The sequence below is a fragment of the Clostridia bacterium genome, assembly GCA_024653205.1.
Taxonomy (GTDB): Bacteria; Bacillota; DSM-521; order Neomoorellales; family SLTJ01; genus JANLFO01.
This window is the reverse complement of sequence record JANLFO010000004.1, coordinates 81,717-97,910: the sequence shown is the minus strand read 5'-3', so window position 1 is coordinate 97,910 and position 16,194 is coordinate 81,717. Positions and strand designations below refer to the sequence as shown.

Annotated in this window: 12 protein-coding genes and 3 pseudogenes; 3 read left to right on the top strand and 12 right to left on the bottom strand. The window is 63.0% G+C overall.

What is annotated here, in order from left to right; translation table 11 throughout:
• Window positions 1-141 precede the first annotated feature (141 nt).
• The 3 genes from uvrA to NUV99_03205 form a co-directional block, all read right to left on the bottom strand.
• A complete protein-coding gene (gene uvrA, locus NUV99_03215) occupies window positions 142-2,988 on the bottom strand; it encodes an excinuclease ABC subunit UvrA (protein ID MCR4419139.1) in 2,847 nt (948 codons plus the stop codon).
• A 404-nt stretch (window positions 2,989-3,392) separates the two neighbouring features.
• Complete coding sequence (locus NUV99_03210; protein ID MCR4419138.1) at window positions 3,393-3,872, bottom strand: DUF456 family protein; 480 nt, start codon at window positions 3,870-3,872, stop codon at window positions 3,393-3,395.
• Between the two features lie 307 nt (window positions 3,873-4,179).
• Window positions 4,180-4,449 (bottom strand): zf-TFIIB domain-containing protein, encoded by a 270-nt coding sequence (locus NUV99_03205; protein MCR4419137.1) that lies wholly within the window; start codon window positions 4,447-4,449, stop codon window positions 4,180-4,182.
• 386 nt (window positions 4,450-4,835) lie between these two features.
• On the opposite strand from NUV99_03205, the gene NUV99_03200 reads away from it, so the two are divergent.
• Window positions 4,836-5,333 carry an NAD(P)H-dependent oxidoreductase gene (locus NUV99_03200; GenBank protein MCR4419136.1) on the top strand — a complete coding sequence of 166 codons (498 nt, stop codon included), beginning with the start codon at window positions 4,836-4,838 and terminating at the stop codon, window positions 5,331-5,333.
• 190 nt (window positions 5,334-5,523) lie between these two features.
• On the opposite strand, the gene mazF is transcribed toward NUV99_03200, so the two are convergent.
• The 5 genes and pseudogenes from mazF to NUV99_03175 all read right to left on the bottom strand — a co-directional run bounded on the left by mazF (window position 5,524) and on the right by NUV99_03175 (window position 8,608).
• On the bottom strand, window positions 5,524-5,868 hold the full coding sequence (gene mazF / locus NUV99_03195; protein ID MCR4419135.1) for an endoribonuclease MazF: 345 nt from the start codon (window positions 5,866-5,868) through the stop codon (window positions 5,524-5,526).
• Entirely contained in the window at window positions 5,862-6,095 is a 234-nt protein-coding gene (locus tag NUV99_03190; protein ID MCR4419134.1) for an AbrB/MazE/SpoVT family DNA-binding domain-containing protein, read from the bottom strand. Before NUV99_03190 ends, mazF begins: the two co-directional genes overlap by 7 nt.
• 147 nt (window positions 6,096-6,242) lie before the next feature.
• Window positions 6,243-6,971, bottom strand: coding sequence for an SIMPL domain-containing protein (locus tag NUV99_03185; protein ID MCR4419133.1), 729 nt, complete (start codon window positions 6,969-6,971; stop codon window positions 6,243-6,245).
• A 295-nt stretch (window positions 6,972-7,266) separates the two neighbouring features.
• Window positions 7,267-7,446, bottom strand: a pseudogene (locus tag NUV99_03180) (AbrB/MazE/SpoVT family DNA-binding domain-containing protein).
• Window positions 7,447-7,709: 263 nt separating this feature from the next.
• Window positions 7,710-8,608 (bottom strand): annotated as a pseudogene (locus tag NUV99_03175) (oxaloacetate decarboxylase).
• Window positions 8,609-9,149: 541 nt separating this feature from the next.
• On the opposite strand from NUV99_03175, the pseudogene NUV99_03170 reads away from it, so the two are divergent.
• A pseudogene (locus NUV99_03170) lies at window positions 9,150-9,443 on the top strand (LysR substrate-binding domain-containing protein).
• A gap of 210 nt (window positions 9,444-9,653) precedes the next feature.
• Complete coding sequence (locus tag NUV99_03165) at window positions 9,654-10,532, top strand: hypothetical protein (GenBank protein ID MCR4419132.1); 879 nt, start codon at window positions 9,654-9,656, stop codon at window positions 10,530-10,532.
• A gap of 292 nt (window positions 10,533-10,824) precedes the next feature.
• On the opposite strand, the gene NUV99_03160 is transcribed toward NUV99_03165, so the two are convergent.
• From NUV99_03160 to NUV99_03145, 4 genes are all read right to left on the bottom strand, one after another.
• A complete protein-coding gene (locus tag NUV99_03160; protein MCR4419131.1) occupies window positions 10,825-11,721 on the bottom strand; it encodes a hypothetical protein in 897 nt (298 codons plus the stop codon).
• A gap of 96 nt (window positions 11,722-11,817) precedes the next feature.
• Window positions 11,818-12,177, bottom strand: coding sequence for a hypothetical protein (locus tag NUV99_03155; protein MCR4419130.1), 360 nt, complete (start codon window positions 12,175-12,177; stop codon window positions 11,818-11,820).
• 87 nt (window positions 12,178-12,264) lie between these two features.
• Window positions 12,265-13,185, bottom strand: a complete 921-nt coding sequence (gene cmr4, locus NUV99_03150; GenBank protein MCR4419129.1) for a type III-B CRISPR module RAMP protein Cmr4 — start codon at window positions 13,183-13,185, stop codon at window positions 12,265-12,267.
• A 9-nt stretch (window positions 13,186-13,194) separates the two neighbouring features.
• Window positions 13,195-16,191: a CRISPR-associated protein Csx11 gene (locus NUV99_03145; GenBank protein MCR4419128.1), complete on the bottom strand. Its 2,997-nt coding sequence runs from the start codon at window positions 16,189-16,191 to the stop codon at window positions 13,195-13,197.
• Window positions 16,192-16,194: the final 3 nt, after the last annotated feature.

The window sequence follows — 16,194 nt, the reverse complement described above, 5'->3', positions numbered from 1 at the left end:
CGCCCCGCCGCTTCGGCCGTCCATGGCCTCCGGCCCGCCTCCGGACTTGCCCTCGCCAAGTTCGGTACCCGGCGAGGTGCCAATGTACTCAGATGAGCACCCGGTACCGCCCGCCACCCCAAAAGTAGGGCTAACTCCGCTTTAGGCCCGAGCCATAGCCCGGGTGCCGGCCGCGCCCAGCACCCGGGCCAGGAACTGCCCGGTATAGGATTCCGGTACCCGGCTAACCTCCTCCGGCGTACCGGTCGCTACCACCCTTCCTCCCTCCTCCCCGCCCTCGGGGCCCAGGTCGATGACGTAGTCCGCGGTCTTGATCACGTCCAGGTTGTGCTCGATCACGATCACCGTGTTGCCGGCGTCGGTAAGCTCGTTGAGCACCTCGAGCAGCTTGTGGATGTCGGCCATATGCAGCCCGGTGGTGGGCTCATCCAGAATGTAGACCGTGCGTCCGGTGGCCCGGCGGGACAGCTCCGTGGCCAGCTTCACCCGCTGGGCCTCGCCGCCGGAGAGGGTGGTGGCCGGCTGGCCCAGGCGGATGTAACCCAGGCCCACATCCTGCAGGGTCTTGAGCTTGCGGTAAATGGAGGGAAGCGAGCTGAAGAATTCCACCGCCTCGTCCACGGTCATCTCCAGCACCTCGGCGATGTTCCTCCCCTTGTAGGTGACCTCCAGGGTCTCGCGGTTGTAGCGCTTGCCCTTGCATACCTCGCAGGGCACGTACACATCGGGTAAGAAGTGCATCTCGATCTTGATTATGCCGTCGCCCTGGCAGGCCTCGCAGCGGCCGCCACGCACGTTGAAGCTGAACCGGCCCGGCTTGTACCCTCGCACCCGGGCCTCGGGCGTGGCGGCGAACAGCTGGCGGATGTAATCGAACACGCCGGTGTAGGTGGCCGGGTTGGAGCGCGGGGTGCGGCCGATGGGCGACTGGTCGATGTTGATCACCTTGTCCACGTGCTCCAAACCCCGGAGATCGGCGTGCGCGCCGGGCTTCTCCCGGGCACGGTGCAGCTCCTGGGCCAGCCGGCGGTAGAGGATGTCGTTCACCAGGGTGCTCTTGCCGGACCCGGAAACCCCGGTCACGCAGATGAAGGTGCCCAGGGGGAAGCCTACGGTGATGTCCTTGAGATTGTGCTCGCGCGCCCCCACCACCTCCAGCCACTTACCGTTTCCCGGGCGGCGCCGGGCGGGCACGGGAATGCGGCGGCGTCCGCTCAGGTACTGCCCGGTAAGGGAGCGGGGACAGCGAACGATATCCTCTACCCGGCCGCAGGCCACTACCTCTCCGCCCTGGGTGCCGGCTCCCGGGCCGATGTCGATGAGGTAGTCGGCGGCGCGGATGGTTTCCTCGTCGTGCTCCACCACGATTACCGTGTTCCCCAGGTCGCGAAGCTGCTTGAGGGTGTTGAGCAGGCGCACGTTGTCCCGCTGGTGCAGGCCGATGCTGGGCTCGTCCAGCACGTAGAGCACCCCGGTAAGCTTGGACCCGATCTGCGTCGCCAGACGGATCCTCTGCGCCTCGCCTCCGGAGAGGCTGGCGGCGGCGCGGTCCAGGGTGAGATAGTCCAGCCCCACGTCGGCCAGGAAGCCCAGGCGGTTCTGGAGCTCCTTCAAAATCTCGCGGGCGATCATTTCCTCCCGGGGAGTGAGGCTCAAGCCGCCCAGAAAATCCCGGGCCTGGCGCACGCTCATGGCCGCCACCCGGGCAATGTTCAGCCCGCCCACCAGCACCGAGAGGGCCTCGGGCTTCAGCCGGGTGCCCTGACAGCGCGGACAGGGACGGGTATCCGTGTAGGCCTCCAGGTCCTCCCGGATCCAGTCGGAAGTAGCCTCCCGGTACTTGCGCTCTAAATAAGGAATCACGCCCTCGAAGCTGACGTAGTGGGTATGGGTTCCGCCGAAGCGGTTGGTGTAGCGAAAGGCCAGGGTTTCACCGCTGCCGTAAAGCACCAGGTCCAGGTGCTCCCGGGGCAATTCCCTCAGCGGCCGGTCGAGGCTGATGCCGTGGTACCGGCAGAAGGCCTCCAGCATCTCCTGGTGGTAGCGGCCGGCGTGGGCCGCCCAGGGGGCAATGGCTCCCTCCCGGAGAGAGAGACTGGGGCTGGAAATCACCAGTTCGGGATCGAATACCCGGGTAACGCCCAGGCCGCTGCAGGCCGGACAGGCCCCGTAGGGACTGTTGAAGGAAAAAAGCCGGGGAGAGATTTCGGCAAAGCTGGTGCCGCATTCCGGACAGGCGAACTTCTGGCTGAAGATAATCTCCTCGCCTTCGTCTGCCTGCACCATTACCAGCCCGTCCGCCAGGTTCAGGGCGGTCTCCAGGGAGTCGGCCAGGCGCTTCTGAATGCCCGGCCGCACCACCAGCCGGTCCACCACCACTTCCAGCCGGTGCTTTTTGTTTTTGTCCAGACGGGGCATACCCTCGTCCAGCAGCGCCATTTCCCCGTTAACCCGCACCCGGGAATAGCCCTGGCGGCGGAGGTCCTCCAGCAGCTTCTGGTGCTCGCCCTTCCGGCCCCGGACCACCGGCGCCATGACCACCAGCCGCGTCCCCTCGGGATAGGCCATGATCTGGTCCACCATCTGGGAGACCGCCTTGGGCGCTATGGCCGTGCCGCAGGCCGGGCAGTAGGGCCGGCCGATGCGGGCAAAAAGCAGGCGCAGGTAGTCGTAGATCTCGGTGACCGTGGCCACGGTGGAGCGGGGGTTGTGGCTGGTGCTCTTCTGGTCTATGGAGATGGCCGGGGAGAGGCCCTCGATGTAGTCCACGTCGGGTTTGTCCATCTGGCCCAAGAACTGGCGGGCGTAGGCGGAGAGGGACTCCACGTAGCGGCGCTGCCCCTCGGCGTAGATGGTGTCGAAGGCCAGGGACGACTTGCCCGAGCCGCTCAGGCCGGTGATGACCACCAGCTTGCCCCGGGGAATTTCCACGTCTATGTTTTTGAGGTTGTGCGCCCGGGCACCCTTGACTATGATCCGTTCCTGCATCCGGCACTCACCGGAATATATGATAGCACATTACGACTCCCATACCCACTAATCCTGGGTTGCCCCCAGTTTGTCCCGGCGCAGCGCTGGTTTCGCCCTAGTACCGGTCGCTTTGCCAACCTAACCAGGTTCGAGCCTCGCGCTCCCTCCGAGGGCACACCGCGCAAGAACCCGTCCATGGCGCCGGCGCGGCTTCGGCCGTCCAGAGGCCTGGCGCCCGCCTCCACGCTCGCTCTCACCGAGTTCGGTACCCGCCCACAGTGGCGTGTCCTCCTCCTGCCGGGCCCCTGGCCGAGCAAGCGGCCTGACGCCTCGCAGTCCGGTGGGGATAACTCAGTCACCAGACCGCGTCTCATAACGACCACGGGTCCCGGGTATGTATGCGGGGCGCCGCGAGGGCCGACCTACCAGACCGCCAGGAAGAACCAGACGATCATGGCTGCGGCCAGCCCGAACTTCAATACCAGACCGCCGAGAAAGCCCACCAGAGTGCCGAGACCTACCCGGAGGGCCTGGGCCGGAGAACGCCCGGCTACCAGCTCTGCCCCCACCGCGCCTGCCAGCGGCCCCACCAGGATGCCCAGTGGCCCCAGCGCCAGGCCCCCCACTATGGCTCCTCCGACCGCCCCCCACACCGCCGCCCGGGAGCCGCCGTAGCGCCGCACTCCCCAGGCCCCGGCCAGGTAGTCGACCAGTACCCCGGCCAGGGCCAGAAGACCCTGCCATAGCAGAAAAGGCCAGCTTATACTCTCAAAGCCGGTGAGTAGCCCGTAGAAGAGCATTCCCAGCCAGATAAGCGGGTGGCCGGGCAGTACCGGCAATAGAATCCCCGCCAGCCCGGCCAGGAACAGCACCACGGCCACCAAGAGTGCTACGGCCTCCACCGCATGGGTCCCTTCCCGCGGTACGGACTGGCCCCGGAGCGTACCCCCACGCCTTCTCCGCCTGCCGGCAGCCCCGACTCCCTTTTCACCATTTACCCGACCAGATGAACCGCGATGCCTTCACGCTCCGAGGGGTTCGTGTGTGAGATTCCGCCTTAACTTCGACTTTGGGGCCCAGGGGCCGGACCCAGGCTTGTTTTTTGCCGGGGCCGGCACTGAACCGCCTGTTGAAGATTGAAAAAATCGGGGCCGAGGCGGCGGGCAGCCGGGTAGCCCGGGCGCCGAACGGCGTACGCCACCTGGCCGCCTAGTCGAAGTCGAAGAGATCCTCTAGGAAGGAACGGCGCTTGTGCTTTTTCTTGTATGGCGGGTAGGGCTCGTGATCTTCGTGCCTGCGCCCTTTGGGGTGGCTCTCTTCGTAGCGCGCTTCTTCGTCGCGCTCGTGTTGGGAGACGGAAAGCAGCTTCTCCAGCTCGCCGCGGTCCAGCCACACGCCCCTGCATTCCGGGCACACATCGATGAGCACGCCGCGCCGCTCTACTTCCTTCATGGTGACTTCACAGAGGGGGCACTTCACGGGTTTCGTGACCTCCTTGGGCCCGGATTTCCGGTTCTGTCGTCCGTTACCAGTATACCGGTCGCGGGGCTCGGGCGCAACCTTACCCGGCACATCCGCTTTGGCGGACGCCTTGGGGTCACTCCCTGCGGCCGTCGTCAGACGCAACGGCCTTGGCTTACCCCGGCATCCCCCCCTTCCGGCCCGGCCGCCCGGCAAGCCGTCCTGATAAACCGCCGATAACCGGGGAGGAAACGGCTCGTAAAGTGGCGAAATATTGACACACGCTGCGCAGGACGGTCGGGCCCGTTGCGGCCGATCCGGAACCGGCAAGCCCTGCCCGCATACCGGAGGATCGAGGCCGGCGGCTGCCGGAGACCCGAAAACACTCTACCCGGAGGTGCACCATGGCCGACCGGCCCCCACAAGTTGAGCCCGCGGGGGAAGAACCGACCGTACTGGTTATCTTCCACAGCCAGGGCGGCAATACCCTGAAGATGGCGCAGGCAGTAGCCCGGGGCGCCCAAGAGGCGGGCGCCCGGGTTTGGCTCAAACCGGCGAAGGAGGCGAAACTGGATGACCTCCTTCGCTGCGACGGGCTGGCCATCGGCACGCCGGAGTACTTCGGGTATATGGCCGGCATGGTAAAGGACTTCTTCGACCGCGTGTACGAGAAGGCTCTTGCCGAGCGAACCGTTTTCCGGAAGCCCTACGTCCTGTTTATCAGCGCGGGCAACGACGGTACCGGCGCCCGGCTCTCGGTAGAAAGAATCTGCACCGGGCTGAAACTCAAGAAGGTGCAGCCGCCCCTGATTTCCCACGGCCCGGTAACCGAAGAAACCCTGGCGCTCTGCGAGGAACTGGGCGCTGCCCTGGCCCTGGGCCTGAAGGAGCGAATCTTTTAAGCTCCTCGCGGGTAGCCACTGGCGAGCTTGAGCTGCAGGCTATAGCCCGTTGCCTCTCGCAAATCATTACAGGGCTATCTCCGCAAATTCCTGCAGGGCCTGCTCGCCGATTCAGGTTTCGGCTTGATCAAGGGAGTACATCTGCAGCTTGGGTACCTCTGTTGGCGATCGAGCAGGGCAGGGCAGTGGCTCAGGTAACCAGAGGGCGGAACCTGGCCAGCACCTCCTGGAGCACGGCCGCCGGAGCCCGAGCGATAAACTCAGCTTTGCGGGCCTGCCAGTCGAGGCTCTTGATCTGGTCGGCCAGCACCACGCCCGAAACCGCCAGATCCGAAGGAAGCGCAACCTCGAATGGGTAACTCTTCTTTCTTGATGTAATCGGGCAAACCAAGGCCAGCCCCACCTTGGCGTTATACAACCCCGGGGAGATCACCAGCGCCGGACGTCTTCCCGCCTGCTCGTGACCCGCCTGGGGATTAAACTCCAACCATATTAGGTCGCCTCGTTCCGGCACGTAGCCCTTGGGGTTCACCATTCTTCCCGTCCCCGAGGTGGGCCGGTATCGACCTCAGCGTGCCGGTTGTCGGGCCCAACCTGCGCCAGCAACTCTTCCAGGGTGTACCGTCTGGGGTAGATCACGAGCCGGTCGCGGTCAACCTCTAGCTCCACCGGGGTGCCCTCGGCCAGCCCCAGCTTCCCGGCCAGCGCCTTGGGAAGGCGTATGGCAAGGCTATTTCCCCACCTTTGTACGCGAGGCCCCATGTTCGCACCCTTTCCCTAAGTTTATACAAAGTATAAACCGGCGCTAGAACTGCGTCAAGAGTGCTTCCACCCGGCATATAAACTCCGGGCCAGGTAGGGGTAGGCCGCCTCAGGCTGCTAATAGCTGGCAAGGCGTCGCCGCCACGGTCACTCCAGGTTGAACTGCACGTTTACCACCGCGGTGATCTTCTTCTCCAGGGAGGAAGTATCGTTGATGCCGTAGTCGGATACTTCCGTGGAGTGCACCGGGGTGATCTGGAAGACGCCCATCTTGGCCGAGCGCAGGGAGCCCAACCGGCCGCCGGCCTTCTGGGCGATCCTCTCCGCCCGCTGGCGCGCGTTCTCCGTGGCCTGAGCCAGCATCTCCAGCTTCAGCTCGTCCAGCCGGGTGTAGAAGTACTGGGGCGGTTCGACAAAGAGTTCCACACCCTTCTCAACCAGCTCGCCCGTGCTCTTGTAGGCCTCGGTGATGCGGTCCACGTCGGCCGATTTTACCTCTACCGTCTGGTTGGCCTGGTAGGCCTGGATCTGGCCGGTCTCTCTTCCGAACTGGTCCACCTGGTAGATCACGTTAAGGCTTACCGGCAGAAGGCTGATTTGGTCCTCCGGGATGCCGCGGGCTTGGAGGAACTGCCGGACCATTTCCAGGTCCCGCTTCACCCCCGCCAGGGCCTCGGCCCGGTCCGGTGACCGCCGGGTAAGATTGAGCCGCCACACGGCCAAATCGGAGCGCAGCTCCTTGGTAGCGGCGCCGGTCACGGTCACGCTGGACCGCTGTTTGTCCCAGGTGTCGGTCACCACCAGCGCTGAGGCCACCAGGGCGGCGGCCAAAACCACCGCGGCTACGATTAGTTGAGGAAACCTCTGGCCGTTCACCTTTCCTGCCCCCTCCCATCAGTGGCAAGGACCATTCAGAACCCTGCCCTGTCTCTAAGACGGCCACCGGGGCCTTAAGGTTCCCGCACCGGGCGGGTAGGAGAAGAGCCCTCGGCGCCGACCCGGCGGCTTTTCTGGAGCCCCCGCCGACTCCTTCGTCTGACCTCACCCGGTCCGCACAGCCAAGGCCTAGCTAGGCGCCCAGCCCAAGCTCACCCCAAATTGGCGTTGTTGCGCGAATCTCCTCCGCGGTTGACTAACCCGCATCCTTGGGAATAAAGACCACGCCCGGAAGTTATGTTTCCTTCCGTTCCACCCGAGTGTCCATTCCCCGGAGATAGCCGCGCATGTCGGGGAGGGGAACCGTAGGCACGAACCTTATTGCCCCTTCCTCTACCAAAACTTGAAGCCTCTGACCCTTCTTTATGCCCAGAAGGCGGCGTACCTCGGCTGGGATCACCACTTGGTACTTGCTGGTTACTACAACTTCGACCGAGCACTACCGGTGGGACGAAACCCGAGCCGGCGCTTTGCAGGCCGATCTGGTAGAGTATAACGGCGGCTCCTCTTATGGCCAGTATGCTTACAACCTCTCGGTGGTGGACGTGGTCAGCGGCTACAGCCGCCGCCGGGCGGTTTTGGGCCGCGGCCAATCCGCTATCTTCCAGGAATTAGAGAGCATTATCAATCACTGGCCGTGCCCGGTCTGGGGCCTTCACAGCGACAACGGCAATGAGTTTATCGCAGGGCGGCCTCTGGAGCCTCCCGCGACCGATATCGATCGTCAAGCTCCAACCAGGCGTCTAGGCCTACGAGACGGAAGACGTCCAAGGACTCCAGCCCCTCCACCAGCCCGCGGTCGGTGCCTTTCTCTTTCAAGTAGGTTAATGCATCCATAATCGCAGCAGAGGCCGCCCGCACGCAGGCGGCCGGGAAAACCACCATCTTGTAGCCCAACTGTTCCAGCTCTGTGCAGGTCAGCGAAGGGGTCTTGCCCCCGGAGACCATGTTGGCCACCAGGGGGACGGAGGAGGCGAGTTCTCGGGCAACCGTTTCGAACTCCTCCAACGATTGCGGAGCTTCCAAGAGTATGGCGTCCGCTCCGGTCTCTATATACCGCTTACACCGTTCAATGGCTTTCTCCAGGCCTTCTACCGCGCGGGCATCGGTTCGAGCGAGGATAACCAAGTTGGGGTTCCACCGTTCCCGCACCGCCGCCCTCAGCTTCGCCGTGAACTCCTCAACGCTCACCACCTGTTTTCCCTCGAGATGCCCACAGCGTTTTGGCATGACCTGGTCCTCTAACATCACGGCAGCAACCCCGCCGCTTCGAATTCGTGCACGGTACGAATTACATTCAGCGCGTTTCCGTAGCCCGTGTCCGCGTCGGCGATTACCGGAATATCGACCGCCGAACAAATATTTCCCGTGTGCGTAACCACTTCGGACATGGTTAACAAGCCGATATCGGGCTGGCCCAGGAGCGTAGCCGAGAAACCGGCCCCCGTCAGGCAGGCGGCCTTAAAGCCCGCCCTGGCTATCAGTCGGGCTGAGATACCGTCATACGCACCGGGCGCCACCAGTATCCCCGGTTCTTCCAGTAGCTTCCGCAGCGCTTTGCCCGGATTCTGAAGCATCTGCTCTCGACACCCCTTTACCAAGGTAGTAACTTATTCTATCCGTCCCGGCTTGCCTAAACGGCGCCTCGCCTGAAGAAGCGATGACCTGGCGCACCGCCCGGCACCGCCATAAGGCGGCCGGGGCGGGGCCCCTAGCCGGAACTCTCCGTCCAAGCGCTCCCGGAGGAAAACAAATTGTCTACCAAGTAGCCCTTAAAATCTGCGGGAACCTAGAAGAATTGTTTGACGAGCTGCGATGCTTAGAACCCGGGGCTCCGGCAAGGTCCCAAAAGGTGCGCATGGTTTGCGGCGTTGACGTGGGTATCTATGTGCTGCCAAAACTGGCGCTAGAGTTCCACCGCCATCTTCCTAATACTATGGTTATAGTGGTCGCCATTACCACCACTCTCAACCCCCGAGAGCGCCTGGCAACAATCCAGGACGATGCCTACGACTTAGCCATTGTACCCCAGGACATTGGCACTCCAAGGGCAGTGTGTGATTTCACTTTCACCCAGGGTCTAGTAGCCATAGCCAACCCCAGGCACCACGCACCGCCACCGTTCGAAGGAGTGTGGATACGTACTTTAGGAGGCTGGGGCTAAAGCCCAACATTATTCTGGAACTCAACCACCCTGAGGGCATCAAGAGAGCGGTCAGGAACAACTCGCTGGCCACTATTACCCACCGGGTCGCGGTCCAGGAAGACCTCGAGGCCGGCACCCTCTCTGAGCTTGAGCCGCCGCTACCCTTACCCACCCTAACGTATAAGGTGGTGCATACCCGCGCCAAGCCGACCGAGCACGTGAGGGCCTTCTCTCGGCTCCTGCGGGAGAGGCTCGGTACTAAATAGAACCCATGCCTCAGCCCTGTACCGCCCCAGGTGAGGCGGCACGGAGCCTTGTGCGCAGAACAGTGCGGAGCGGCTGAGAAATGGACATTGAGAAGAGGAATACTGGCCAGTGCTCAATCACAGCTATTGATCCCGTTGCGGCTTTTCCGTCCGTACGTCGCCATGCTATAATGGAGCCGGAAAAATCGTGAAAGCAAAGGCTTTCACCCCGTGGCGGCCAACGTCATCGACCGGAGCGTCAAGGCCCTGGCCAGGCTCTCCCCCCAGGCGTTCGTTAAGGTAGCCTTAGGCGAGACGCAGGGTGTAACCGCGGAAACCATTGAAAACCCGGAGATCAATCTCCCGGAAAGAAGGCTGGACTTTGTGTACGGCCTTCGTTGGGATGACGAGGAGTGTCTACTACACCTGGAGTTCCAGATGGAGCATGAGCCTGACGTTCCAAAGAGGATGTTCACCTACAATGCGCTTTTGACTGCTGGCTTTAACAAGCCGGTGATTTCCGCGGTCATTTACCTAGAGCGACGGGAATACCGCCACCTGCCCCAGGACTACGCGGTCTTCTTTGCCGGCCAGCCGGTGAACAACTTCCGCTACCGGGCGGTGAAGCTCTGGGACTACGCGGAGGCCATTGGCCGGGGTGAACTGAGAGAGCTGGCGCCACTTCTGATTCTCCTAACCAGGGAGAAGGGTGAGGGAGTACTTACCAGGACCAAACACTTAATCCTGACCGCGCCAGACGCCAGGTGGCGGGCCGACGCCCTGTCCGTTGCCGTCACCGTAGCCGGCCGGTACTTTCCGCGGGAGTTCCTGCTAAAATTCTTCCGGGAGGAGTTAGCCATGCTGCGGGATGCAGGCATTGTCCAGGACTGGATCAATGAGGGCATAGAAAAAGGTAGGCTCCAGGGCCAGATTGCCACCCTGCAAAGCTCCATTATTGAGGTGCTCACGGAGCGCTTTGGGGTGATTAAGAAGGGTCTTAGCCAGAAGCTCGCCGAGATAGACGACCCAGCCGTACTGCGCTCCCTGCTCAGGAAAAGCACGAAGGTGGAAAGCCTAGAAGAGTTCATCCAGGTGCTGGAGGAAGTTTAGTTGGACCGGAGTAAGGTCACCTCTAGCACCCGAAGGTAGGTGTCGGGGCGCCCCTCGTCGGCCGCCCCGGTACTTGCTCCTGCAAGGACTATAGTATAGCCTTAGTTGCTTCGAAAGGGGAGCCGGACCACAACCTTCCTGCCCTCCAGGTTCTTCTCCGCCCAGTCCGGCGCAGGCGCCCGGCGAGTAAGCGGTTAGGCTGGGGCGACAGGGTAGACGCCAGCCACTACGCCCGTGCTTTAGCGACGCAACTCCGGCCGCCGCCTGAGCAGCGTCGGCGACCTCTCCCGGATTAGGGGCTCCACGCTTCCTGGCGCCATAGCCCTTCCTTCTGGAGGCGAAAGTGGGCCGGTTTACCGCCACCGCTTCCGTCTTGGCTCTTGGAGCCCGGCGCCCAGACCAGATCGATTCGCCTCAGCCCACCGGATACTACGTCCCACCCGGCAAGGTACTCCAGGGCGCCGCAGAAGGCCTCCTTGGTAACCGTGTGGGCCAAAACCCGCGCGGTAGTTACCACGGGCTTCTCTGCTTGCAGGTCGACGGGTTCTCCGAAGAAGTGCGAGGCGGCTCGCGCCAGCCCCTCTACCCTTCTTAGACGGCCTAAACCATACCGCGTGTCGCCGCCGAGGAAAACCAGATCAATTTTGAGCAGCTCCTTAAGTAGTCCGCCAGCCGCCTGGTGATCCGCCAGGAATATGTACCCCACGAGTCCTACCGGCCGCGGCGCCTCCGCTCCCTCGCCCCAATGGGATAGGTCGCTTATAACCTCGTACTCCCGAAGCGAACCTTCTTCGGCGGTATCCGAGTCGGGCGCAATGGCCGTGCCAGGCCGGGTGGTGAGCAGCCACCTCCGGAGGACCCGGTCCTCTACCGGCCCCTTCCCGTCCTCCCGGAGCCACACCAAACCCCTTTCCTCCCGGTACTCCGGCAGCCAAGCGCACCACCCCTCCCCCACCTGTTCGGCGGGGAAGAGGTAGCTTAGGCGGGTCCACTCGCGAAGCCGAACTCCCACGGCGTGGTAGTCCGGGAAAGAGGCCCCTTGACGCCGCGCCCACTCCGCGGCAAGCGCTCCCCACAGCGCCCGCGCCGGCGCATAGAGCCGCGTGCGGTTGAGCGACCCGGCCGGTCCCAGGCCGATGTGCAACGGCGACTCCAACTGCCACACCCAACGATAAAGTTGCCAGGACACGATCCCGCCCCCTCTAGGACCGGTGTCTATATGCCCTTTGCCGCCCACCGGGCCGCCTTACAGTGCCGATTCACCCTTGACTCCGTCACTTCGCTCTCAGTTTCCTCCAGCTCTCAGATGATATTTTCCGTAACAAAGGGCTTGGCGCAGAAGCTCGCGGGCGAAGAGAAGCTCGTCCAGGTCTTCGCCCAGCGCTTGGGCGATCTCAAGAGCATTTTCCGAACCCCGACAGAAAACAATACCCAAGAATTCCGCGCACTTTTCCAGGAACTCCCGGGCCACTTCCTTACTCTGCGCCTCCACGTAAAGAAACAAGGCGTAAAGCCCCTGTTCCTCCAGCACGGCCAAGGCGTCATTAAGAACTTTCTCCCTCATCCTGGGGATTGCGGCCAACTCTCGGCCCAACTCGGCACAGAGAAGGTCCAGGTTAGCAATGTCACCGCTCGTCTGGTTCATAGCCATTCCTCCCGCTGGGTCCGGTCGACGCCTCCTGCCCGGCGGCCCGCTTCCCATGGCCGGGCCGGCGCGGCGCCTTCTCCCGTCTTAATGGATAACCTCGAGCCTACCCATGCCTCGAGTGCCCATACCGCCGATGCCTAAGTGCGTCAGGTACGCGTAGGCTTCTTCGACCACGCTGTGAACCTCCTCCGGGCTTTTGACGGCCGTAATTTCCGCCTGGCCGATCTTGAAGTGGCGGGGGTTCTTACATACCACTTCCCAATAGAGAATGGTGGTCCGGGGGAGGGCCTCGTAGGTAAATAAGGCGTGCTCCTCGGCTGCTCCGGTCTCCGGGTTGATGGAAACCGAGGTCCGGACCTCGAGGTTACTGTTTACCACCGGGGCGAAAAGCGCGTCCGGCAAAATGCCCAGGCGGTCCCGGACGTAGTCGGGAACGCCCAGCGCCTTAAGTTTTTCTTTTAAGTAATTGAAATCCGAATAGGACCTAACCGGTACCAACAACCAGCCTAAGTTAAGCGGACGGTCGCTTGCGTTTTCGCGGTAAAGGGCATTATCGGCCACGCCTTGGGCTTCGTAGCCGAGGAGGCGCAGGGCCAGGGGAGAGGTCACCCAAAGCGGGCCGGAACGGGTCGGCACGGGGAAGAGCACCAGGTGGGCGTCGCTGAAGGACGCCAGCCCGGCGAAGCCACCGGCGGCGTCTCGGCGGGTGGCAAAGCCGAAAACCGTGCAGACGGGACAGTCAGGCTTTCCACAGTGGGAGCTTGATCCGTCCGGTCTGGCTTGCCCCCAACCGGCGCAGTGGGGATATTTGTCTCTGGACATGGCTACGTAGGCGCGGAACACCCCCGCCAGGCTGGAGCCCGGGATTATGGGGAGGCGGGTTGCCGGGTCGCGCACAATGGAGAGGTCCACCCGCCCCAGGCGGGCACCGCCGGCGCCGACGTGGATGGGATCAATGGCCATCCCCAGGTGCCGGAACAGCTTAAAGCTGGCATTTTGGGCCATCGCTTTCGGTCACCTCCAACTTGGGTTCGGCCTTTCTTTCAAAACACTCAGATGCCAATCCAGGGCCCACAAGAGGTCACCCGTCCGGGCGGCGTCAAGCAAGATCTGAAGCAAGGGGCCCTGAAGGCTTAGGGCCTCGCAAAGCGTAGCGCGGGCAAGCTCTAACCACGTTTCTTTAGCCCCCGGGTCTTCCTCCACCGCCCAATTGTTTGCCAAGACGGATAACTCCTGCCGTACCCGCTGGAGCTGGGTAGAAGAGGGAGCCCGTTCCGCCAAGAGCCGCCACACCTGGCGCATGCGACGCCAGTCGGCCAGGTAGCGTACCTGCGGCTTCTCAAACCGCTTCGCGGTTGAGTCCAGGAAAATGGTAGCTATACGGCCCGGCCAAACGTATACTCCGTCGCCCGGCCGGAGGTCTGACATATGCCGGTAAACCTGGCCCCCGGGATGTTGAAAATCCAAAGGAAACCGTACCTCTCTGTCCTCTACCGCCGCATAGGGGTAGAATACGTCCTCCCGGCCGTCCGGAAGCCGAACCGGCACCGGCCAACGCTCCTGCCCTTCGTCAGTGCGCCGGAAAACCATCCCCACCACTCCACCCTGCCTTCTCACCTCGCGAACCCGCCAGAGCTCCCGCTCCCCTTTTAGATCCTCTTCCAGATTACGGGCCATCTCTAGCACTGCCTGAAAGGCGGTTTTGGCCGGAAACACCACCACGCCCACTCGCAAGGGCAGGAAGTCTAACACCCGGGCGAAGCGTTCCCGCCAGCGGGCGCAGGCCAGATCCACGCATTCGGAGGCAGCCTCCAGAGGTACCAATACCCGGAACCGCAACGGCGATACCTCCAGGGGGATGACCGGATGATAGACGCCCAAATGGCCTAGCGCTGGGGGCACCTTTTTCGCCGATCCGATGACCAGGGGTCGAGGCGGCTCGTAAGCGCCTTCCTTTTCCACCGTGGCTTCTTGCCCGTCCAGGGCGTTGTCTCGGTCTACCGTCTTCAGCAGGCGGCCGAGGTTAGAGACGGTAAGGAAGCCCCCTTGGCCTTGAAGGTAAACGAGGTCGAGGAGGGCTCCGGCCACGCGGCCGTTGTAAAGCTGCCGGTCCTGCCAGCCGGTCTCAAACCCCGGCCCGGGTTTCAAGAACAGGCGCCGCACCCGCCAGCGGTTTTCGTCCCGGGCGGCCAGCCGCCGGAAGTCCCCCAGCAGCTCCCGGAAAAACTCCTCCGCCTCCCGCCAGAAACGGTAAACCCGGCCGGGCGAAGGGAGTTTGCGGAAAAGCTGGTGCGTGAGCCAGGCGGCGCGCTTATCCTGGTCAAGATGGTCGTAGGAGGGAGTGTTCGCCCGGTCTTCGACGATTTTGGCAAAGAAGGACGGCCACCTGGTCTCCCACTGGTATCCCTGCTGAAGACTGCGAAAGACGCAGTCCGTTGGGTCGAAGGACGGTAACTTGCTCCTGATATACTGAAGCATGGCCGGGTACGTACCGGCCGGGTGAACGGGATTGGGCTGCCCAGAGAGCGTAGGGTTAAAGCGGCGCCATTCCGGTATGGCCTGCGCCCGCAGGCGGTCCACGCGCTCTCCTTCCAGCCAAGGCTCCAGATCCAGACCCAAGGTCAGGAGGGCGACGCGGCCATTGCTGTCGGCCACTTCCTCCAGCCAGATGCTATCTCCTTCCAGGCGGCCCGCCAGCCAGTCGGCCAGGCGGTGGTTGCGCCGCTCCCGGCATATCGGACAGGGTTGATTCTTGTTGCCGGGGTCCTCATTGGGCCGCACCCGGCAAACCGGGCAAACGTGCCCCGCCTCCTGGGGAACCGGGCAGCAGATGTTCCAAGGCTTGTGAACCGGGATGGCGGTCTTTTTTCTCATCTCCCGCCGCTCCTGAACCATGGGTACCAGAGAACGCGTCGGCCGACTCAAACGGACCAAGGGCGGAGTTTCCAGGTCTAGATCCAGAGCAATCCGCTCTATGTTTTGCTCCAGCCAGTCTCTCCACCCGTGAAGCCAAGGGGCCAGGACGACCTCATCGTATTGGTTCTGATCCGATCGCTCGCCCGGGAAGGAGAATATAGCCACCGACGGGTCCCGATAGAGCAAAGTGCCCACCGCCAGGTCCACTTCGATAAGCCGGGCAACCCGGCCGAAAAACTCGCTCAGTACCGCCATAGCGCCCGTCCAGTCGCCGATCTTCACCGCCCGGGACTCATAGTGCTCGGTCCCCATACCGACGGTAAGCAGGCGCCAACGGACCTTTCGTTTGATTTTGTTATCCTGCCAAGGAAAGCCGGTGTCCAATAGGGCGCCGGCTACGGCGCTTTTGAACAGGGCGCCGGCCACGTAGGACTGGTCCCACAGGGTCACTTCATTGTTGGGCAGGCGCGTTTCGGCCAGGGTGGAGAGAAACGCCCGGCGCAGGAAGGAGCCCGGCCCGATGGCTTTGCTCCGCCAATCGGCGCAGGCGCTGGCGTCCCCAATGGACGCGGCATGTAGGCATTTTAGTCCCTCCAAGATACGCTGCATTTCCTCCACCAGCCGGCGCCAGCCGGCTTCGGTGAGGACTTCGGGGGGATCGACTAACAGGTTGCGCCGGGGATGGCCGAAGGCCGAAGAAAGCCACATGTGAACGGCATCCTGGCCCAAATAACGCACGGTCTCGTCGGGGTAGCTTTGCTTCTCGATCCCCGAAGCCATGCCGTGGGCGGCCTGCAAAAGGCCCAGGAGGCCGGCGTCCTGGCCGGCATGTTTCTCCGTGAATTCCGCGACGCTCTTGGGCCAGTTGAGCGTGGAATAGGTGGTTCTCAGCCAGCCCAGGAGATTGTCCCAGGCGAAAGGCGGGTTCTCCCGCTCATGCCACTTCTTCTCCTGATAGTCCACCGGTAGGCCGCCATGGCCGCGTAGGAAATCGGCCCATGCCTTGCCGGCCATGTGCAACCAGCCTATGGCCTCACAGGCCAGGAGCAGCGGACGGTGCCGGCGCAGAGTCTCGGCAGGTGCGAAGCCGTCCATGAT